At 72.5% G+C, this 18694-nt stretch carries 19 protein-coding genes; 12 read left to right on the top strand and 7 right to left on the bottom strand.

Annotated elements, in window-relative coordinates; all coding sequences use genetic code 11:
- Positions 1–38: 38 nt before the first annotated feature.
- The 4 genes from ACFY0D_RS27455 (at position 39) to ACFY0D_RS27470 (ending at position 4078) form a co-directional block, all read left to right on the top strand.
- A complete protein-coding gene (locus tag ACFY0D_RS27455) occupies positions 39–1379 on the top strand; it encodes an MFS transporter (protein ID WP_390800722.1) in 1341 nt (446 codons plus the stop codon).
- 5 nt (positions 1380–1384) lie between these two features.
- Positions 1385–2620, top strand: a complete 1236-nt coding sequence (locus ACFY0D_RS27460; RefSeq protein ID WP_390800762.1) for an anhydro-N-acetylmuramic acid kinase — start codon at positions 1385–1387, stop codon at positions 2618–2620.
- A 133-nt stretch (positions 2621–2753) separates the two neighbouring features.
- Complete coding sequence (locus ACFY0D_RS27465) at positions 2754–3488, top strand: helix-turn-helix transcriptional regulator (protein WP_390800723.1); 735 nt, start codon at positions 2754–2756, stop codon at positions 3486–3488.
- Between the two features lie 32 nt (positions 3489–3520).
- Positions 3521–4078: a DUF3291 domain-containing protein gene (locus ACFY0D_RS27470; protein WP_390800724.1), complete on the top strand. Its 558-nt coding sequence runs from the start codon at positions 3521–3523 to the stop codon at positions 4076–4078.
- 55 nt (positions 4079–4133) lie between these two features.
- On the opposite strand, the gene ACFY0D_RS27475 is transcribed toward ACFY0D_RS27470, so the two are convergent.
- Positions 4134–5009 (bottom strand): YwqG family protein, encoded by an 876-nt coding sequence (locus tag ACFY0D_RS27475; protein WP_390800725.1) that lies wholly within the window; start codon positions 5007–5009, stop codon positions 4134–4136.
- Positions 5010–5088: 79 nt separating this feature from the next.
- The gene (locus tag ACFY0D_RS27480) at positions 5089–5490 is read right to left on the bottom strand and encodes a hypothetical protein (RefSeq protein WP_390800726.1); all 402 of its coding nucleotides are present in this window, start codon (positions 5488–5490) and stop codon (positions 5089–5091) included.
- Positions 5491–5817: 327 nt separating this feature from the next.
- Here ACFY0D_RS27480 and ACFY0D_RS27485 point away from each other — a divergent pair, with 327 nt between their 5' ends.
- From ACFY0D_RS27485 to ACFY0D_RS27495, 3 genes are all read left to right on the top strand, one after another.
- Positions 5818–7026, top strand: a complete 1209-nt coding sequence (locus ACFY0D_RS27485; RefSeq protein WP_390800727.1) for a serine hydrolase domain-containing protein — start codon at positions 5818–5820, stop codon at positions 7024–7026.
- A gap of 157 nt (positions 7027–7183) precedes the next feature.
- A complete protein-coding gene (locus ACFY0D_RS27490; RefSeq protein ID WP_390800763.1) occupies positions 7184–8170 on the top strand; it encodes an MsnO8 family LLM class oxidoreductase in 987 nt (328 codons plus the stop codon).
- Positions 8171–8461: 291 nt separating this feature from the next.
- The gene (locus ACFY0D_RS27495; protein WP_390800728.1) at positions 8462–9292 is read left to right on the top strand and encodes a polysaccharide deacetylase family protein; all 831 of its coding nucleotides are present in this window, start codon (positions 8462–8464) and stop codon (positions 9290–9292) included.
- A gap of 32 nt (positions 9293–9324) precedes the next feature.
- Here ACFY0D_RS27495 and ACFY0D_RS27500 read toward each other — a convergent pair whose 3' ends face one another.
- Positions 9325–10533 (bottom strand): FAD-dependent oxidoreductase, encoded by a 1209-nt coding sequence (locus tag ACFY0D_RS27500; protein ID WP_390800729.1) that lies wholly within the window; start codon positions 10531–10533, stop codon positions 9325–9327.
- 309 nt (positions 10534–10842) lie between these two features.
- Complete coding sequence (locus ACFY0D_RS27505; protein WP_390800730.1) at positions 10843–11367, bottom strand: hypothetical protein; 525 nt, start codon at positions 11365–11367, stop codon at positions 10843–10845.
- Positions 11368–11573: 206 nt separating this feature from the next.
- On the opposite strand from ACFY0D_RS27505, the gene ACFY0D_RS27510 reads away from it, so the two are divergent.
- Positions 11574–11963: a hypothetical protein gene (locus ACFY0D_RS27510; RefSeq protein WP_390800731.1), complete on the top strand. Its 390-nt coding sequence runs from the start codon at positions 11574–11576 to the stop codon at positions 11961–11963.
- Positions 11964–12139: 176 nt separating this feature from the next.
- Here ACFY0D_RS27510 and ACFY0D_RS27515 read toward each other — a convergent pair whose 3' ends face one another.
- Positions 12140–13081, bottom strand: coding sequence for an EamA family transporter (locus ACFY0D_RS27515; RefSeq protein ID WP_390800764.1), 942 nt, complete (start codon positions 13079–13081; stop codon positions 12140–12142).
- A 31-nt stretch (positions 13082–13112) separates the two neighbouring features.
- On the opposite strand from ACFY0D_RS27515, the gene ACFY0D_RS27520 reads away from it, so the two are divergent.
- From ACFY0D_RS27520 to ACFY0D_RS27530, 3 genes are all read left to right on the top strand, one after another.
- Entirely contained in the window at positions 13113–13643 is a 531-nt protein-coding gene (locus ACFY0D_RS27520; protein ID WP_390800732.1) for a MarR family winged helix-turn-helix transcriptional regulator, read from the top strand.
- 145 nt (positions 13644–13788) lie between these two features.
- Positions 13789–14523 carry a rhomboid-like protein gene (locus ACFY0D_RS27525; RefSeq protein ID WP_390800733.1) on the top strand — a complete coding sequence of 245 codons (735 nt, stop codon included), beginning with the start codon at positions 13789–13791 and terminating at the stop codon, positions 14521–14523.
- Between the two features lie 116 nt (positions 14524–14639).
- Positions 14640–14828: a hypothetical protein gene (locus tag ACFY0D_RS27530; RefSeq protein WP_390800734.1), complete on the top strand. Its 189-nt coding sequence runs from the start codon at positions 14640–14642 to the stop codon at positions 14826–14828.
- A 667-nt stretch (positions 14829–15495) separates the two neighbouring features.
- On the opposite strand, the gene ACFY0D_RS27535 is transcribed toward ACFY0D_RS27530, so the two are convergent.
- Both ACFY0D_RS27535 and ACFY0D_RS27540 read right to left on the bottom strand, forming a co-directional pair.
- Complete coding sequence (locus tag ACFY0D_RS27535; RefSeq protein ID WP_390800735.1) at positions 15496–16050, bottom strand: AAA family ATPase; 555 nt, start codon at positions 16048–16050, stop codon at positions 15496–15498.
- Positions 16051–16743: 693 nt separating this feature from the next.
- Entirely contained in the window at positions 16744–17295 is a 552-nt protein-coding gene (locus ACFY0D_RS27540) for a ribosome-inactivating family protein (protein ID WP_314251634.1), read from the bottom strand.
- Between the two features lie 881 nt (positions 17296–18176).
- On the opposite strand from ACFY0D_RS27540, the gene ACFY0D_RS27545 reads away from it, so the two are divergent.
- Positions 18177–18605 (top strand): hypothetical protein, encoded by a 429-nt coding sequence (locus tag ACFY0D_RS27545; protein ID WP_390800736.1) that lies wholly within the window; start codon positions 18177–18179, stop codon positions 18603–18605.
- The last annotated feature ends 89 nt before the right edge of the window (positions 18606–18694 follow it).

The following is an 18694-nucleotide window of genomic DNA, read 5'->3' on the forward strand; positions in this document are numbered from 1 at the left end:
CACTTGTGGAGCCGGCCGAGGGTCAGCACGCTTGATCCATGACCACACCCGTCCCCGGTCCGGTGCGGCCTCCTGCGACGGTCCGGCCGAAGGACGCGCGCCGGGCGCTGGTGGCGGGATCCGTCGGCAACTTCATCGAGTGGTACGAGTTCGGGATCTACGGCTACTTCGCCACCGTCATCGCGGCGCAGTTCTTCACTCCGGCGGGCGGCAGCGAGGTGGAGGGGCTCGTCAAGGCGTACGCGTCGTTCGCCCTGGCGTTCTTCTTCCGGCCGGTCGGGGCCGCGGTGTTCGGGCGGTTCGGTGACCGTGTGGGCAGGCGGCCCGCGCTCGTCCTGGTCGTCTGCCTGATGACCGGTGCCACGGCCATGATCGGCCTGCTGCCCACGTACGCCTCGATCGGCGCGGCCGCGCCGTGGCTCCTGACCCTGCTGCGGATCCTGCAAGGACTGTCGGCGGGCGGGGAGTTCGGCGGGGCGGTCTCGGTCATGACGGAATGCGCGCCACCCGGCAGGCGGGGCCTGTACGGGGCCTGGCAGTCGTTCACGGTCGCGCTCGGCCTGCTCGCGGGCGCCTGCGTGGCGGTGGCCCTGGCGAGCGTACTGACCGCGTCACAGCTGCACGGGTGGGGCTGGCGGGTGCCGTTCCTGCTGACCCTGCCGCTGGGACTCGTCGCGCTGCGGCTGCGGTTGCGGCTGCCCCCGGACGAGCCACCCGCCGTCGCGCCGGGTGGTTGCACGCCGGGCGGCGCCGGGACCCGAGGCTGGCCCCGGCCGCGTCGTCCCGGCGAGACGGTCCGGGCCGTGGTGCTGGGCGTCGGCCGGATGATGGGCTGGTCGGCGGCCGGCTACACCTTCCTGGTGGTCATGCCCTCCTACCTGCAGAGCACGCTCGGCACCACCTTCCAGCGGGCACTGCTCGGCACCGTCCTGGCGAACCTGGGGTTCGCCGCGGCGATCCTGCCCGCCGGCAGACTGAGCGACCGTATCGGGCGGCGGACGGTGATGGTGGCGGGGGCCCTGCTGGTGGCCGTGCTCGCGCTCCCGCTTCTGCACGTGGTGCAGGACCCCGGCGGGCCGGCGTACGCGAAGGCAGCGGCGCTGTTCGCCGCGGGGGCCGGCGTCGGCCTGATGGCGGGTCCGGGGCCCGCCATGCTGGCCGAGATGTTCCCGGCCAGGGTGCGCTGTACCGGGCTCGGGCTGGCGTACGCGCTGTCCAACGCCGTGTTCTCGGGCTGTGCGGGACTGATCATCACCGAGGTGGTCGAGCGGACCGGGAATCCCGACGTCCCCGGGTACTACGCAGCGGCGACCTGCGCGGTGAGCGTCGCCGCGCTGCTGACGCTGCGCGGCGACGACCACGAGCGGGCGCTGCGGTGAGCGCCCTGCGCGTGGTCGGGCTGATGTCCGGCACGTCGTACGACGCGATCGACGCGGCCGCCGCCGACCTCTCCCTCGACGGCGACACGCTGGTGCTCACGCCCCTGGGGATGGTCAGCACGGTCTACGACGACGATCTGCGGGCGGACCTGGCCGGGGCCCTGCCCCCCGCCGGGGCGGACCTCGCCACGGTGTGCCGGCTCGACACCCGCATCGGACGGGCCTTCGCCGCTGCGGCGGTGCGAGCGGACGAGGAGCTGTGCGGCGGCCGGGCCGACCTGGTGGCGTCGCACGGGCAGACGGTCTTCCACTGGGCCGAGGACGGCCGGGTGCACGGCACGCTCCAGATCGGCGAGGCGGCCTGGATCGCCGAGGCGACCGGCCGGCCCGTCGTCTCCGGCTTCCGTACCCGCGACGTGGCGGCCGGGGGACAGGGCGCGCCGCTGGTCAGCATCGTCGACGTGATGTGGCTGCGGGGGCGGCCCGGGGTACCGGTCGCACTCAACCTGGGCGGGATCGGGAACGTGACGGTCGTACCGGGCGGGGCGGAGGGGACCGGGGGTGAACCGCTGGCCTTCGACACCGGCCCCGCCAACGCGCTGATCGACGCGGCGGTGCGCGCGCTGGCGGGGCGCGACGCGTCGGGCGAGGCGTACACGATGGACACGGGCGGAGCTCTCGCGGCGCGGGGCGCGGTCCACCCGCCGCTGCTGCGAAGGCTGCTGGACGATCCGTACTACGCCCGTCCCGCGCCGAAGACGACGGGCAAGGAACTCTTCCACCTGCCCTATCTGCGCGCGGCACTGGGCCCGTGCGGGCCGCTGCCCGCCGAGGACGTCGTCGCCACGCTGACCCGGCTCACGGCCCGGACCGTCGCCGACGCGATCCGGCCCTTCGGGGCCACCGAGGTGATCGCATCGGGCGGGGGGACGCGCAACCCGGTGCTGATGGACTGGCTGCGGGAGGAACTGGGTCGGGCCGGTGCGGCCGGCGGGGCCGGCGGGGCCGGCGGGTGCGTGGTGCGGTCCTCGGACGAACTCGGCCTGCCTGCGGGGGCGAAGGAGGCGTACGCCTTCGCCGTGCTGGGCTGGCTCACGGCGCACGGTCTGCCGGGCACCGTCCCCTCGTGCACGGGCGCCCGGCGCGCGAGCGTCCTCGGCTCGATCACGCCCGGCGGTCCGGGCCTGCGCCTGCCGCGGCCGCCGGCGACGGCGCCGGTCCGGCTGACCGTCGGCGGTTGACCCGGCACGGGCCGGCCGGACCACGACCGGTGATTCCGCCGGGCCGAGTGCCAGCTCTCCTGCGGGGCGGCGGCCCGGCGGAGGCGGCCTTCGCCTTTCTATTTCCAATCTGCGTTGTTCCTAGAATGGCCGTGTGAAGGATATCGATGCGATCGCGATGTTGCAGGATCCGGTGCGGCGCCGCCTGTACGAGTACGTGGCGGCACAGGGTCGCGAGGTCGGCCGCAACGAGGCCGCCGAGGCGGCCGGGGTGGCGCGCACGCTCGCCGCGCACCATCTGGACAGGCTGACCGAGGCCGGGCTGCTGGAGAGCGGCAGCCGGCGCCTGACGGGCCGCTCGGGCCCGGGAGCCGGCCGGCCGGCCAAGGTGTACACGAGGGCGCGGGGCGAGCGGTCGGTGTCACTGCCCGCCCGTGACTACCTCACCGCCGCCGAGTTGCTTGCCGAGGCCGCCGAGCAGGCGGGTCTGGACGCGGCGCTGTGTGCGGCCGCGGGCCGCAGGGGCGAGGCCCTGCGAGGCTCGGCGGCGCCCTGTGGCGGACTGGAAGAGGCCATGGAGATGCTGGCCGGCCGAGGCTACGAACCGTACCTGGAAGGCGGCGAGGGCGCGGAGGGTGCGGAGGGTGCGGAGGGCGTCCAGGATGCCGGAGGCGCTGTGACGGTGACCGGGGTGGCCGAGCGGGTCGTCCGCATGCGCAACTGCCCCTTCCACGCCGTCGCCGAACACTTCCCGCCCCTTGTTTGCGGCATGAATCTCGCGCTGCTGGAGGGGCTGTTCGGCGCGGACGGTCCCGTCCGCGCCCGTATGGAGGCCCGGCCGGGGGAGTGCTGCGTAGTGATCGAGACTTCTAAAAACAACGATCGTTGACATAGAAGGGGCGGTCATGCTGGGATGAGGCCATGACCGCATCGGCTCACGCCACCCACCTCGCCCAGCTCAACGTCGCCACGCTCCTCCACCCCTTCGACGACCCTCGCATCGCACCGTTCGTCGAGATGCTCGATCCGGTCAACGCCGCCGCCGACCGTGCGCCCGGCTTCGTGTGGCGGCTCGTGGAGGAGGGGGAGGCCGACGCCACCGGCATGCGCCCGGCGGGGGAGGACGTCATCGTCAACCTGTCGGTGTGGCAGACCCAGGAGGCCCTGTGGGACTTCGCCTACCGCAGCGGGCACCTGGAAGCGATGCGCCGGCGCCGCGAATGGTTCGAGCGGCATGTCGAGGCACACCTGGTGCTCTGGTGGGTCCCCGCCGGGCACTTGCCGACCGTCGGCGAGGCCCTGGAGCGGCTGGCCGACCTGCGGGCCCACGGGCCGTCCCCGCGCGCGTTCACCTTCGCCTCCGCCTACACCGCCGCCGACGCCGCCCAGCACCTCCGGGCCGAGCCGCCGGTACGGCCTGAGCAGGCCGCCCGGAGCGCGGGTTCCATGCCGACGGTCCCTGCGGGGGAAGCACGCTGAAGCCTGCCTTCGAGCGCTGCCCGACGACCTGGACGCCGCCTCCCTGCCGGTGGGGTCAGCAGCACTGCCAGGCGAAGCTCGCCTCGTCGAAGCGGCCTGCGGCGAGGTCGGCGGGGCGGATCAGCCAGTAGAGGGTGCCGACGTCACCCCACATCATGTCCGCCTCGTAGTCGGTGTCGATCTGCGCGAGCAGCACCCACCGGGAGGCCTCCTCGTCCAGGCGGGGGTCGCGCCAGGAGGCGCCGAGGCCGAGCACCGCCTGGGCGATCTCCCGCTCCACGGCCCCCTGTACGGGCACGGGGTGGCCACCGAGCCGGTGTCTCACGTCGCCCGGAGCGACGTCGAGGTCGATGAGGGCGGTGGTGAACGCCCTGGCGTTGACCGGGTGGTGGCGCCACTCACGGGAGTCCACGACCTCGCCGAACGCGGCCCGGACACCGGGGGAGTCGTAGGCCGGTACGGTCATCCCCGGCTGCGCGGTCAGCGGCACCTCGGGGTAGGGAGGGAGCCCGGGCGGGGCGGGATGCGGGCGGGTCGGGGTGCCTGCGGGCACGTACAACACCCGGGCGCCGGGCCGGGTGTCGGGGTCCGAGGCGTGGACGAGGGAGTCGCCGTCGTCGGGGCGCCCGTCGTGGAGGAAGAACAGCAGGGTTCCGGAGGCGGGCAGGGCGAGCCCACAGTTGCCGGCTGCCGCGAGGGCCGCGCAGTCGAGCGAGGCGATGTGGGACAGCGGGCCGTGGCCCTCCCACGCGGGCCACGGCAGGTCGAGAGGCAGTTCCGGGAGCCCGCCGAGCCGCCCGGCCACCGGTCCGTCGCCCGCGTGGGCCAGGCGCAGGCCCGGCGCGAGCAGGCCGATCCACCGTGTGGCGTCATCGGGCGGGAGGTGGCGGTGGGCCAGGTCGTGCAGAGCCTCGACGGGAGCGTGCGTCATGGGACGAGCATGCATGAGAGCACTGACAGGGCGGTTCCCCGCCGAAGGCGGCCTCGATGCCGGGGAGGGTCCTTCGGTCTCAGCTCTGAACGTTCGCGCAGATGGCGTAGGCGCTGAACCCCAGGGGCACGGTGTCGGTGTTCTGCACGGTGACGATCCACGAGGTGTTGCCGCTGCCGGGGAACGACCGGATCGTGAGCAATTTGGCCCCGTTGCCGAAGAACCCGCCCCCGATCACCTTCTTGCCGGCCGGGCATGTGGCTACGACCTGCTCGAACGCGTTCGGCTCGACGACTGCGCCTTCCTGGCGCACGACCTCGTAGCCGGAGATGCCGGATCCGCCCTTGTCGCCGTGCTGTACGGGAACCGAGGGCACCGGGCCATCGGATCCGGTCACCCCCTCGGCGTGTGCGCCGACGGCGCCGAGAAGCACGGTGACGGCCGTGGAGGCGAGGACAGTGACCAATCGGCGTGCGTGCATGTTCTCTCCGTCGCTCGGAAGGATGGGGTCTCGCTCCCGTGACTACCAGGAGCAGGGGCGTGGCAGGTGGAGCGCGACCGCGACGCCGTTCCTGGTGACCTGTTCGGACCACGCCGCGCGGTACGGACGGCAGATGCCCGCCCGGCACTGCGGCGACCCGAATCCGACGGCGACTTGCGCGGCCAACCGGGGGGTCGCGGCGCGCGCCGCGGACCCGGCGGGTTGCTCGGGCTGCTACTGCTGGGCCGGGCCGGGCGCCGCCCGCCCCGGTCGTCCCGGTCGTCCCGGCCGTCCCGCCCGTTCCCGAGCCCACCAGGAGCCACGTACATGCCGACCCGCGCCCGAGCCCGAGCCCGCCGAAGCCGCCTCCGCACCGGGCTGTCCGCCACCGTCCTGACCGCCGCCGCGCTCGGAGGGCTGCTGCAGCCCGCACAGGCGGCCGGTGACCCGGGCCCGGGCGACGGCCGCCCGCACCACGACAAGCGCCTCCAGCGGCAGCTCGACGGACTGGTCGCCCAGGAGGACGGCCCTCCCGGAGTCATCGCCATGCTCACCCGCGGCGACCGCACGGAGGTGTACACGGCCGGTGTCGGCGACATCGCCACCGGCCGCCCACCGCACCCCGACGACCACATGCGCATCGCCAGCATCGCCAAGGCGTTCAGCGGGGCCGTGGCCCTCCGGCTCGTCGACCAGGGCCTGCTCTCCCTCGACGACACCATCGGCGAGCGCCTGCCCGGCCGGCCCGAGGCCTGGCACGCGGTGACGCTGCGCCAGCTCCTCCAGCACACGAGCGGTCTGCCGGACTACTCGGCCGACCCACGGTTCCTGGAGATCCTCACCGCCGACCCGCGCCACGTGTTCGACCCGCGCACCCTCCTCGACTTCGTGGCCGACGAGCCGCTGCTCTTCGACCCCGGCTCCCTGTACGAGTACTCCAACTCGGACAACATCGCCGTCGCCCTCATGGCCGAGGCCGTCACCGACCGCCGCTACGAGGACCTCCTCAAGGAGCTCGTGTACCGCCCGCTGGGGCTGCGCCGCACCAGCCTGCCCCTGGGCTACCGGCTCCCGCAGCCGTACCTGCACGGCTACGACGTCCAGCCGCCGGCCGAACCGGAGGACATCAGCGAGGCCCTGGGTGCCTCCGGTGTCTGGGCCTCCGGCGGCATCGTCTCCACCCCCAGGGAACTGGGCACCTTCATCCGGGCCTACGGCGGTCCCGCCCTGCTGTCGCCACAGACCCGCAAGGAGCAACTGACCTTCCGTCCCGGCGACTCCTCGGAGCCGGCCGGCCCCGGCACCAACGCCGCCGGACTGGCGATCTTCCAGTACACCACCCGCTGCGGAGTGCTCTACGGCCACACCGGGAACTTCCCCGGATACACCCAGCTCGCCGCCACCACGCCCGACGGAACCCGGTCGCTGACCTTCTCGATCAACACCCAGACCAGCAAGGGCAACAAGCCCGCACTGCTGGCCCGACTGCGCACCGTGCAGGAGGACTTCGTCTGCGCCCTGCTCAAGGGGCACTGAGCCGCAGCGGCGACTCCGGTCGTCGCGACGCCGGTTGCAGCGGGGTGGAGGCGGCGCGGCGGCGCGGCGGTGTGGCGGTGTGGCGGCGCGGCGGTGTGGCGCGAAAACGATCACGCTCGCCCGCGCCGCCACCCGCGATCCCTATGCTGACGCCATGCTGCTCGACATACCTCTCTCAGCGCTGGAAGTCGCGATGGTGCAAACGGGCACCCGAGCCGCGGACACCCTGCGGGACACCACGGCCTTCGCCCAAGGACTGGAGGACCTCGGCTACCACCGCATCTGGTACGCGGAGCATCACCACTCTCCCGCGATCGGCGCGTTCCCACCCGTCGTACTGACGGCGCACGCGGCCGCGTCGACCTCGGCCATCCGTATCGGCTCGGGCGGCGTGCTGGCCCCCAACCACGCCCCCATCACGCTGGCGGAGCAGTTCGGCACGCTGGCCGCCCTGCACGAGGACCGCATCGACCTGGGCATCGGCCGCGGTCCCGGCACGTTCGACGAGGCCACCGCGCGGGCGCTGCGCCGCGGCGCCGGCCCGGCGACGGATGCCGAGTACCGGGACGACGTGGCCGCGATCCTGTCGTTCCTGGTGGACGAGGTGGCACTGGGTCCGCTGCCGGAGCCGTGGCTGCTGGCCTCCAGCCCCGCGGGGGCCGCGCTCGCCGCGGAACTCGGCCTGCCGGTCGCGGTCGCGCACCACATCCGGCCGGACAACACCCTTGCGGTTCTGGAGCGTTACCGGTCGGCGTTCACCCCGTCCCGCTGGTGCGAGCGGCCCCGGGTGCTGCTGTGCGTGGAGGCGGTGTGCGCGGAGACGGAGGAGGAGGCCGTCCGGCGTGCGGGGCCGATGAACGTCGTCAAGGCCGGCCTCCTGAAGGGAGAGAGCCAGACGCCCTTCCCGACCCCGGCGCAGGCGGCCGGCCACCCCTTCACGGAGCAGGAGCGGCAGGCGCTGGCCGGCTTCCGCGCCCAGCAGGCCGTCGGCACGCCCGAGACCGTCGTGCGGCGGCTCGCGCACCTGGCCGCCGAGACCGGGGCGGACGAGCTCATGCTGGCCACCCCCGTCTACGACCTCGGTGACCGCATCGCCTCGTACGCGCTCATCAGAAAGCACTGCGGAGCCGCGACGGCACCGTAGGCCGACCGGCCGACCGGGGCCGCCGCCGCTGCCCGCCGCACGGCGCGACCGGGAGAAGCTCCTCGCGGCCGCACGGCGTCTACGGGCCGTGACACTGCTCACAGGCGGCGCGGCACCACGGACGCGGCCACAACCGTTGGCGCTTCGAGGTTGTCGGCCTCTCGCCGGAGGGCCCGTGTGCACTGAACCACACAAAACGGGCCATTCGGTCGAGGGAGGGGTCCGAACGGATGACCTAGCCTGGACCGACCAGCGAGATCCGGGGGCTGAGGGCAAAGGAAGAGCACGTCCATGCGCATCACCACCACTTCCGCACGTCGTCGACGGGCGGGGTCCGTCGCTGCGGCCGCCCTCCTCGGCCTCCTGGCGGCAGCCGGCACTCCCGCGTACGCCGCCACGGACGGCTCGGTGGGCCGCACCCCGGACGCGCCCCCCGGCCCCCCCGGCGGCCACTCCGCACCGGCCGGAACCGCAGGCGCCGCCCAGGGGGCCGCCCTGAGCGCCTCCGGGGTCCCGCTGGGGATCTCCCGGCTGGCGCAGGGTGCCGGCCGTCAGGTCGCGATCACCATCGACGACGGCCCGGACCCCCGCTGGACGCCCCAGGTCCTGGAGACGCTGCGGAAGAACCACGTCAAGGCCACCTTCTGCATGATCGGCACCAAGGCGCAGAAGTACCCGGAGCTGGCGCGTGCGGTCGCCGCCGACGGGCACCAGCTGTGCGACCACTCCGTCGACCACGACGTCACGATGGACCACAAGCCCGTCGCCTACCAGCGGCAGCAGATCCTCGACGGCAAGGCCATGATCGAGAAGGCGGTTCCCGGGGTCCCCGTCACGTACTACCGCGCGCCGGGCGGAGCCTTCACCCCTGACAGCCGCGCCATCGCCGCCGAGAGCGGCATGCGCCCGCTGGGCTGGAGCGTCGATCCCAAGGACTGGAGCCGCCCGGGCCTGGAGGCCATCCTCTCCACCGTGGAGGGCAAGCTCCCCCAGCAGCCGACGGTCCTCTTCCACGACGGGGGCGGTGACCGCAGCGAGACCGTCGCCGCGCTCAAGGAGTACCTGCCCTGGCTCAAGGAGCAGGGCTACGGCTTCTCCTTCCCGGCCCGCACCACTCCCTGAAGGGTCTCTTGCCGATCAGGCCGGCCTCTCCGCTACGCGGCGGGGAGGCGGAATCCGTCGAAGAGGTCGTCCATGCCGCGCAGGGCCAGACGGGCCGGGGTGACACGGACCGCGAGATCACGGACGGCCACCACGACCGGATTGCGCACGACGCCCAGACGTCCGACGCGGCGGGCCCGAAGACGCACGGCGTCGGTGCGGTCGAGGCGGGCGGCGGTGTACGCGGCGAGGGCGGCCGGAACAGCGGCGTCGCCGCCGTCGTGGCCCTCCCTGCCGTCGCCGCGCTCCCCGGCGGGCAGCAGACGGGCGAGGATCACCGCGTCCTCGATGGCCTGGCAGCCGCCCTGGCCGAGGTTCGGGGCCATGGCGTGGGCCGCGTCGCCCAGCCAGGCGATCCGGCCGTGGTGCAGGTACGGGAGCGGGGCCGCCAGGTCGTAGAGGTCGTTCCGCAGGACATCGGCGGCGTCGAGGCGCCCGACGCGGTCCAGCAGGGCCGGAACGGGGTCGTGCCACGATCCGAAGCGCTGCCGTAGTTCGGTGCGCGGGTCGGCGAAGCGGGTGTCCGGCGGGACGACCGCGGTGGCGTAGAGGTAGTAGCGGCCGTCCACGAGCGGGGTCACCCCGAACCGCTGCCCCCGCCCCCACGTCTCGCTCATGGCCGGTATCCGCAGGTCCGGGGCGTCCACGATGGTCCGCCAGGCCGTCTCACCGAGGTAGTGCAGTCCGGGGTGCGCGGGGAAGTGCGCGCGGCGCAGCGGACTGTGGATCCCGTCGGCGGCGACGACCAGATCGGCGGGAAGGTCCGGGCCCGCCGCCGTGCGAACGGCCGGACGGCGGCCCTCGGCATCGTCGACGCCGGTCACCTCGGTGCCGTAACGCAGGGCCTGCGGCGGCAGCGCGGCGGCGAGGGCGGCGGTCAGGGCCGGGCGCGGGACGGCGAGGGGCGCCATGCCGTAGCGGGCCGCCATGTCCGCGGTGGCCGCCCGGGTGAGCCACCGGCCGTCGGGGCGGCGCACACCCATCGTCGCGGGTACGGCGCCGCCGATCGCGCGGGAGACATCGACGCCGACGGCCTCGAACGCGCGCAGGGCGTTGGGGGCGAGGCCGATCCCGGCGCCGGTGACGGGGGGTTCGGGGGCGCGCTCGCAGACGGTGACGCGCCAGCCCCGGCGGTGCAGTGCGACGGCGCTCGTGAGGCCGCCGATTCCGGCTCCGACCACCACCGCATGACGGTTCGTCATGGCCGACCTCTCCGTTCGGGGCCCGGTGACACCCCACTCTAAGGGCCGTCCCGTAATCCCCGGCGGGCGCGCGACGCCGGCTACGGCACCTCGCCGCGTTGTCGGAGCACCCGAATACGCCCGGTACGCGGGCGCCCCTCCGCCTTGCGAGGCACCGCATCTGGCGCCGCGCGCTGATCCACCGGAGATTACGGGACAGCCCTTGGGGCGGCGGGGTGACGGAGCACGCGCCCGTCCCGGACGCCCGTGCACCCACCCGGGTCCACCCGCGTCCACCTCCGCCGTCACCGCGCGGCAGCCGCCTCGATCTCAGCTCGTGGTATCGGCCTCGGCGTCGGCGAAGAACGCGTCGGCGACGGCGCGGGCACGGTCCATGTCGGTGAGCGGCTCACCGAGGATGCGCCCGGCCAGCTCGGTCGCCAGTCCGAGCACGTGCTCGCGGAGCTCTGCCTCGGCGATCACCCGGTCGGCCTCCAGTTGCACGCTGGCCGCGGCGATCATGTCCTCGCGCGCCTTTTGCCCCTCCGAGCGAACGGCGGCGACGAGGGCGAGGCCCTCTTCGTGTGCGGCCTGGCGAATCCGAGCGGCCTCGTGACGAGCGGCGCTCAACTCCGCCTGGTACGCGGTCCGCACGCGCTTCGCCTCCACCTGGACTGCCTCGGCCCGCTCGAACGTGCCCGCGGTGACCTCTTCCCGCTCGGCGAGGGTCATGTCGATCCTCGGAAGGAGGACCTTGGCCAGAACGGTGAAGACGGCGAAGAAGGTGATGAGGCCGACTATGAGCTCGATGAGATTCGGTTTCAGGGGTCCCATAATCGAATCGTAGCGGCGCATTATGGGTTCCCGCTGCAAAATATGGTGACCCCATGGCCCGAAATGGCCTGTCTGATAGTCGGTGTGAGTTGACGTCAGGTGGTGAGGATTGCGGCAGGTCGTGCGGGAGGGCGTCGAGCGACAGGTGAAACAGGATGGGAACCCCCTGAGGGCGGCTGCGGTCCTCCTCCGGGAGCAGCCGTCGACGAAAGGAAACCCTCTTCTTCGTGGCTCTGCTCGGCTGCGACGCCGCCGAGGGCGAACCGGGCGGCAAACCTTCGGCGTCCTATCTGGATACGCCCCGCGCCCTGCAGCAGGGAAAGGAACCCAATCAACGCACGAAGGAATTCCACACATTCCTGCCGGGGAACGAGGCCGCCAAAGATCTCACGGCAATCTTCTTCGATGTGTTGGTGCAGGGCACTGATTCCCCATTGGACGTACAGATCGTCACCGGGCTGGACCGTGAGCTGCGTGGCCCGGACTCCCCGGACAAGGAGAAAGCGGATCGGCTGGCCAAGACATTCACCGCCTGGCGTACCGAACAATTCCAGGACCACGGCAGTGTCACCATCCTCAACCCGGCAATCGAAACGATAGCCAAGACCACTTGGTGAACGCCCACCCGGCCGGCGAGCTCGGCGGCTGCGGGTGGCGCGGGCAGCGACAGCCGCTCCGGCTACCGGTACTCCCGGTCCTTGCCGCCCTCCTGCGCCTGCCCCTCCTCGTGCCCGGACTCCGACGCCGCGCGGAGATCGATCCAGCTCGGGGACTGAGGCTCTTGGCGTCCGGGTCACACGCTGCGTTCGGAGTGCCCGGAGTGCCCGGATGTTCGCCGTGGGCAGTCGGTCCGGCGGGAAGCCGCCCGGTCCGGGCGGCTTGCCCGCCAGCCTGTGCCCGGGGGCCGGCCCAGAGCGACTCCGCCCAGCACGAGTGCCAGCCCGCACAGCTGCCGGCCCGTCAGTACCTCCCCGGCGACCGCCGTCCCGAGCAGTACCCCGGTGACCGGGTTGAGCAGCCCTATCAGGCCGACCGTCCCGGCGGGCAGACGGCGAAGCCCGGCGAACCAGACGGCGAAGGCCAGCGCGGTGGCGACCAGGGCGACGTAGCAGAACGCGAGGAGCGCCGACGGTGACACCGGTGGCGGGGCGCCCTCCACGGCTACGGCCACCGGCAGCAGGAGCAGGCCTCCGGCGGTGAGCTGCCAAGCGGTCGAGGCGAGCACACCGGCGCCGGCGGTGGCGGTGTTCCACCGTTTGGCCAGGACGTGGCCGACGGACGACACCAGCACCGCTGCGGCCGAGGCCAGGACGCCCGGCGTGCTGATTCCGCCCGCGCCTCCGAGCAGCATGAGGCACACCCCGCCCAGCCCGATCACGGCGCCCGCCAGGTGAGCGACGCTGGGCCGCTCGGCCACCAGCGGCCAGGCGGCGAGCATCATGATCAAGGGGGAGACCGCCATGACGGTCGAGGCCACGCTCGTCGGCAGCAGCTGGGAGGCGGTGAAGACGAGGAAGAAGAACACGCTCACGTTGAGCAGCCCGAGCACGGCGGACCGCCCCCACCATGCGCCGTGCGGCCGCTGGCGGCACAACGCCAGCAGCACCAGGCCGGCCGGCAGCGCTCGCAGGGCGGCCCCGTACAGCGGGTGGTCCGCAGGCAGGAACTCGTGGGTGACGAAGTAGTTGGCCCCCCAGGCCACCGGCGCCACGGCCGTGAGCGCCACCCAGCGCATATTTGCTTCCATGGAAGGTAATATAGCTTCCATGGAAGCAAACGTCTCGTCCGAGGAGCACGACCCACCCCGGGACCTGGACCGGGTGGCCCGGATCCAGGCCGACTGGCGCCGCGAAAGGCCCGACCTCGATGTCGGGCCCCAGGGCGTGATCGGCCGACTGCACCGCCTCGCCGACCGGCTCGGCGCAGAACTCCGCCTCGTCTACGACCGCTACGGCCTCGGCGAAGGGGAGTTCGACGTCCTGTGCGCACTGCGCCGCGCAGGTGAGCCCTTCGAACGGGCGCCGGGCGAGCTCGCCGCGCACACCATGGTCACCACCGGCGCGATGACGAAGCGGATCGACCGCCTGGAACGGTCCGGGCTCGTCACCCGCCGACGCTCGGCCGACGACCAGCGCGGCCGGATCGTCGCCCTCACCTCGGCCGGGTGCGACCTCGTGGACCGGGCGTTCACCGAGCACATGCGCAACGAACGCCGCCTGCTGGACCTCGTGACGCCCGAGGAGGCCGCCGTGCTCGAAACGCTGCTCGCCACCTGGCTGTCCCGTCTGGAGGACTGACGCGGAGGAGGGCTCCCCTCGTGAGGTCATGGAAGGCGGTCGACGGGCCGACCGGGCGGCGCGGGCCGGTGGCGCGGCCCCGGCCGGGACGGCTGCCGTCACCCGCCGGTCCCCGCCCTCGGCTCGACCTGGAGAATGCCACGGTATGAACTCTCAGTCACTGCCGCGCCCTTGGGACGGACCACTGCGCGCCGTGCGGGCGTACCCGCGCCGTGCGCCGCTGACCCTCGCCTACGTCTGCCTGCTCCTGGCGAGCCATGCGTGGGTCGTCTACGGGTTGTCCGCCGACCGGGCGGACACCGTGTTGGGCTACCTCAGCACCAACCTGGACAACCTGCAGGACCATCCGTTGCCCGCGCTGCTCGGCAGCGCGCTGTTCTTCGACGGTACCCTCACGGATGTCACCTCGACCGACTTCATCGGCACCTTGATCACCCTGGGCCTCGGCGTCTGCTGTTTCCTGGCCTGGGTGGAGTACCGGTGGGGGAAGCGACGCGCCGCAGCCGTGTTCCTCGGCGGCCATGTCGCGGCCACCCTGCTCACCGCCGCCGTCATCACCGTTGCGCTGCAGCACGGTTGGTATCCGACGGTCGTGCGGCAGTCCTTGGACTACGGGGTCAGTTACGGAGCCCAGACCGTGCTGGCGGTCGCCACACTCGCCCTGCCGCGCTGGGGCCGTCTCCCTTGGGCCGTATTCGTTCTCGCATGGCCCCTCGGCGGTGCCGACTGGACGACCGGGCCGCTGCCGGACTTCACCACGGTCGGCCATCTCATAGCGGCGGTCCTCGGCTTCGGGCTGTTGGGTGTCCCTGCCTTCAGGCGGCGACGCGTCCGCACCGCCGGGCAGCCCTCCGCCGCGAGCGACCTCGGGGTGCGGTGACGAGCGGCTGCTGCCGTGCTCAGGGAGCTTGACGGTGCTGGGCTCCGCGGATGGTCACCACGGAGACCGGGGCCCCTCCCCGGAGGGTCCGTCAGGCAGGCTGCGAGACTTGGGTGATGAGCACAAGGCGCCGCCCTCTCGGGCAAGGACCGGTTCCCCTCCGCGAGGATCAGGAGCAGCGCGTCGCACGCGGCCGCACGGCTGCCGAGCGGGCCATCGAGGACCCGACCCCGGCCGACCCGCCCGAGGCCGAGCCCGTAACGGCCCGGCGAACACTGGGGTTCGGGCTCGGCACCCACACCTGAGGCGGATCGCCCACGCCGCCCTGCTGGTGCGGGCCGGCCGCAGCCGGACGCTCAGGCCTTTCCTGTTCGATCCGGAGGGGCGAAGCCGGGGCCCCGACGGGTCCTGCGCCTGGGTGGAGGCCCCCGACCCTTCGGGCGGGCCCGTCGGGGCGTTCCTCCGAGTCGCCCTGACCGACGCCACCGGGCTCGAACGGCACACCACCCCCGGCTCGGCCGCACGGGCCTGGAGCCTGTTCCGGCACGGCCCCGACGCGGTCTTCCGGTACCTGCCACGACCCCCTGTGCCTGCGACTGCCCTGCGGGCGGCCACGAGGACTGCACGTGCGGCTGCGACTGCCCCGAGTGCAACGTCGTGGACGAAGTGGAGTGGTGGACCGTGGTCGACGCCGACCGCACCACCGACCCGGCACACCTCGTACGGCCCGGCACCGAACGCCTCCGAAGCAAGGGTTCGTGCCCCGGCGTCCGGTCGGCGAGGACTCCTCGGGCACCCCTCGGCGGGTGTTCCGCGTCGACCGCACCGCGACCGCGCTCGACATCGACCCGTCCACCGGCACGGTCCTCGTCGCCCTGAGAGGCGGCTGGTGCTGTGACCGGCAAGGTTCACCGGGTTGCGACGCCCGCCGACGTGTGAACACGGCCGCGTCCTTGCCTGACGCTTCGGAGGTCAGCGCGCTCGGACGAAGGCTCCGATCTCGGCCACCCCGGGACGGTAGCCGTCGGACGTGTCCACGAGCAGGGCAGGCGCGTCGAGGGAGATGCCGACGAACGCCTCGGGACTGTAGGCACCGGTGGCGATGTCGGCGAGGAGCTGTCGGTCGCCGTGTGCCGCGCGGTGCCTGTCGGACCCGGCACGCTCGGTGACGCGTGCGACGACGGTCGGGGTGGGGGTGGTGCAGCGGATGACCCTGAGGTCGGCGATCTCGATGAGGGGTTCGAGGCCGGGGCGCCAGAGCCGGTCCTGGTAGGCGGCCTCGGCGACGACGGTGACGCCGGCTCGGAGGAGCACGCCGAGGGTGTCGAAGAAGGCGTGCATCGCCGCGATGTCGAGGGGGTCGTCGCGACCGGCCCGGTGGGCCGCGGCGTTCATGACCAGGCCCTGTTTGATCTCGTCGCGGATGATCGCGGGGCAGCCGATTTCACGGGCGAGGCCGTGGGCGAGGGTGGTCTTACCGGTGGCGGGCGGTCCGCTGACCACCGCGAGGGTCGGCCGTTCCGGCATTCGCTGAACTCCCGAGGTGTGTGCGAGTGGGTCGGTCGGTCCTGCCTGGCCAGGCGAGTGACCAGGCAGGGCTCGTGCTGAGTTGGAGGCGATGATTCCGGGCTGTTCGGCTCAGTGTCCCGTACGACGCCAGGCACGGGTGGGCCCTGCGGCCGGCTCTGGGTGACCCCGCACCGGCATGGGGAACGGCGCCTCGGGACGGTCGGCTGCGTCAGGCTGCCCATCGGCCCCATCGGCCCCATCGGCCGTACGGGGGTGCCCTACCCCACATCCGCGGTCGGCGAGTGCACCCGCTGGGAGCGGCGGGAACCGCCGATCGGCGGTCCCTCGGCGGAAAGGCCAGGCCGAACAGGACAGCGTCCTGTCGGGCCTGGCACGCTGGACGGACCGACGTTGCTCTGACCGAAGCGGGCGCCGCCGACCACCCCGGCGAGGAGCTCACGCAGGTGGCCGCATGCACGGACGCGGTGCTGGACCGCATCCGTCCGCTGCCGGGTGAGGGCGATGTCGCCGTGGCTGCTCACGGCCACCTGGCGCGCGTGCTCACCGTGCGCCCTCGGACATCCAGCGACCGCCCCGCCCCAGCCCGTGCGGGCATTCTTACGAGCCCTCTCAACAGATGCTCGGCCTTATTCGGTGCCCCAACACCTTTGGATGGGTGGCGTGCGGGAATTCCCGGCGACTGTTACGGACTTACAGTCGCCCTCCGGTCATCCAGATCCGCGACATCGCATCCGCCAGGGCGGGGTATCGGGCGGCCTCGCAGAGCATTTCCGAGAGCACGAGCATTCCGTGAGCGGTGCTCCGCGGATCGCGGTTCTGGTGCAGCCGGATGACCGCGTCGCTCAAGGGCCGGCGCCCGAGCAGGATCCCCGAACGCCGTACGGCGGCGGCCCTCTCCAGGTCGGCGCGGCCTCCGCCGAACGGCAGGGCTTCCGTTCGGCGGAGACCCGGCGGCGCGACCGAGTCCCGCACGTGGCGTACGTACGCTTCAGGCGGGGCCTGGCCGTTCTCGAAGATGTTCCGGAAGCCGGCGATCCGGAGGCTCGTATTGCGTGGGCGGAGCTCGATGTAGAGCTCGATGAACAGACCGCGCAGCTGGACGTGGAGCGGAAGATAGGGCATCTCGCCCTGCTTGCGCCCGGCTCCGCCGAAGAATCCCTGCGCATCTTGCGCCTTCGACCGGATGGTCGACGTCAGGGTTCGATACTCGTCGGCAGAGGCGAGTGCCGGGGAAAACAGCATCGGTATCAGCATGGCCGGCCTATCGGGGGAGAGGTCCGGAACTCGGACTTCCCGTGAGCGATCTGACCGCAACCGCTTGGATCCTGCTGCACTCACGCATGCACATCACCACCTTCGCCATAATCCGACGACGGGTTCATCACCCCGTCGGTGCCGGGTTCGGTCCGATGCGCTCCTTTCTAGCCGTCCGGGCAGCGATCAAGAGAATTATTGGCCCCTGTTGCTAAGAAATCAGCGCGTGATCCCGGAACCCCGGACGACCGGATGCGCGGCGCAACGGGGCCTGACGGAGCTCGGGTTGACGGCAACAGGACCGCCGCGAGAAGGCCCCTCGACCAGCGGCACGATCGGCGATTCGCCCCGGCGGCGCCGACCGCGATGCGGGCCCGCCGACCCGTCCCCGACGCCTTTCGCGCCGCCGACCGGTGCCATCCGCGACAGGGCCTTGGCGGGGCGCCCGTGGTCAGGTGCGCGAACGCCGCACACCGGCAGGACGTGCGTCGGAGGGCCGTCTCCAGCCGGGCGGTGTACTCGGCGTTGCCTGAGCCGGTTGAGAATCCCGTCGATCACCTGCCGGTGATCCCGCCACCTGCCGCAACGCCCATTGCCGACCGGCAGGGTCGGATCGTGCGCGTTGGTCTCGATGCGCACCTCATGGACGTCGATCCTGGCCCGGAATGCCCGAGCAGCCTCTTCCCGTCGGCCACCACCGACAGCCGCGGTCGCGACCTGTACGCTCAACCACCGGAAGGGTGCTCTGACTTCTGCAGCAGATACGGCTTGGACAGTCGCATCCTTGCAGGTCAGCGGCACCTTTTGGCTTCCCGGGCGTCAGCCGCCGAGATGGACGAAGAGAAGGTGACACAGTGCCGGTGCCGTTGATGGGCATGCTGCTGCTCCTCAGTGTGGCTGCGGCGGGAGCGGGCATCGTGATCGTCGTTCTCCTGCTGAGGAATCCACCCCTGTCGCTGTCCAAGACCTGTGCGGTTCTCGTACTGGTCTTCTCTTCTTCGGCGGCAGCGGTGTACTGCTACGGCTGGTTTTCCGTCATCATGGGCGGTCCGTTCCCGGAGCTGTGCGAAGACCGGAACGCCTCCGGCGCCGCATTGGCCGGCATGAAACAGGAGTACTGGCCTCTGCGCAGCGCCTGCGTCTACTCCGACGGTCCGACGGTGGAGTACGTCCCGATGTCGATCAACGTGCTCGTCTGCGTGCTGGCAAGCCTTGCCGTCGTCCTGGCGGGTGCCGCTGCATTCCTGCGCCGGCGGGCCCGGCAGTCTCCTGAAAGGGCCGCCGTTCACCTCGCGTGACCGGCGTGCGGCAGGGCTCTCGGGTCCGCCCGGGCCTTGTACGCCGGCCAGTACGTCGGTCGGCCTCGTCCGTTCCCCACCGAAAGATC

The sequence above is a fragment of the Streptomyces sp. NPDC001502 genome (assembly GCF_042894785.1).
GTDB classification, from domain to species: Bacteria; Actinomycetota; Actinomycetes; order Streptomycetales; family Streptomycetaceae; genus Streptomyces; species Streptomyces kutzneri.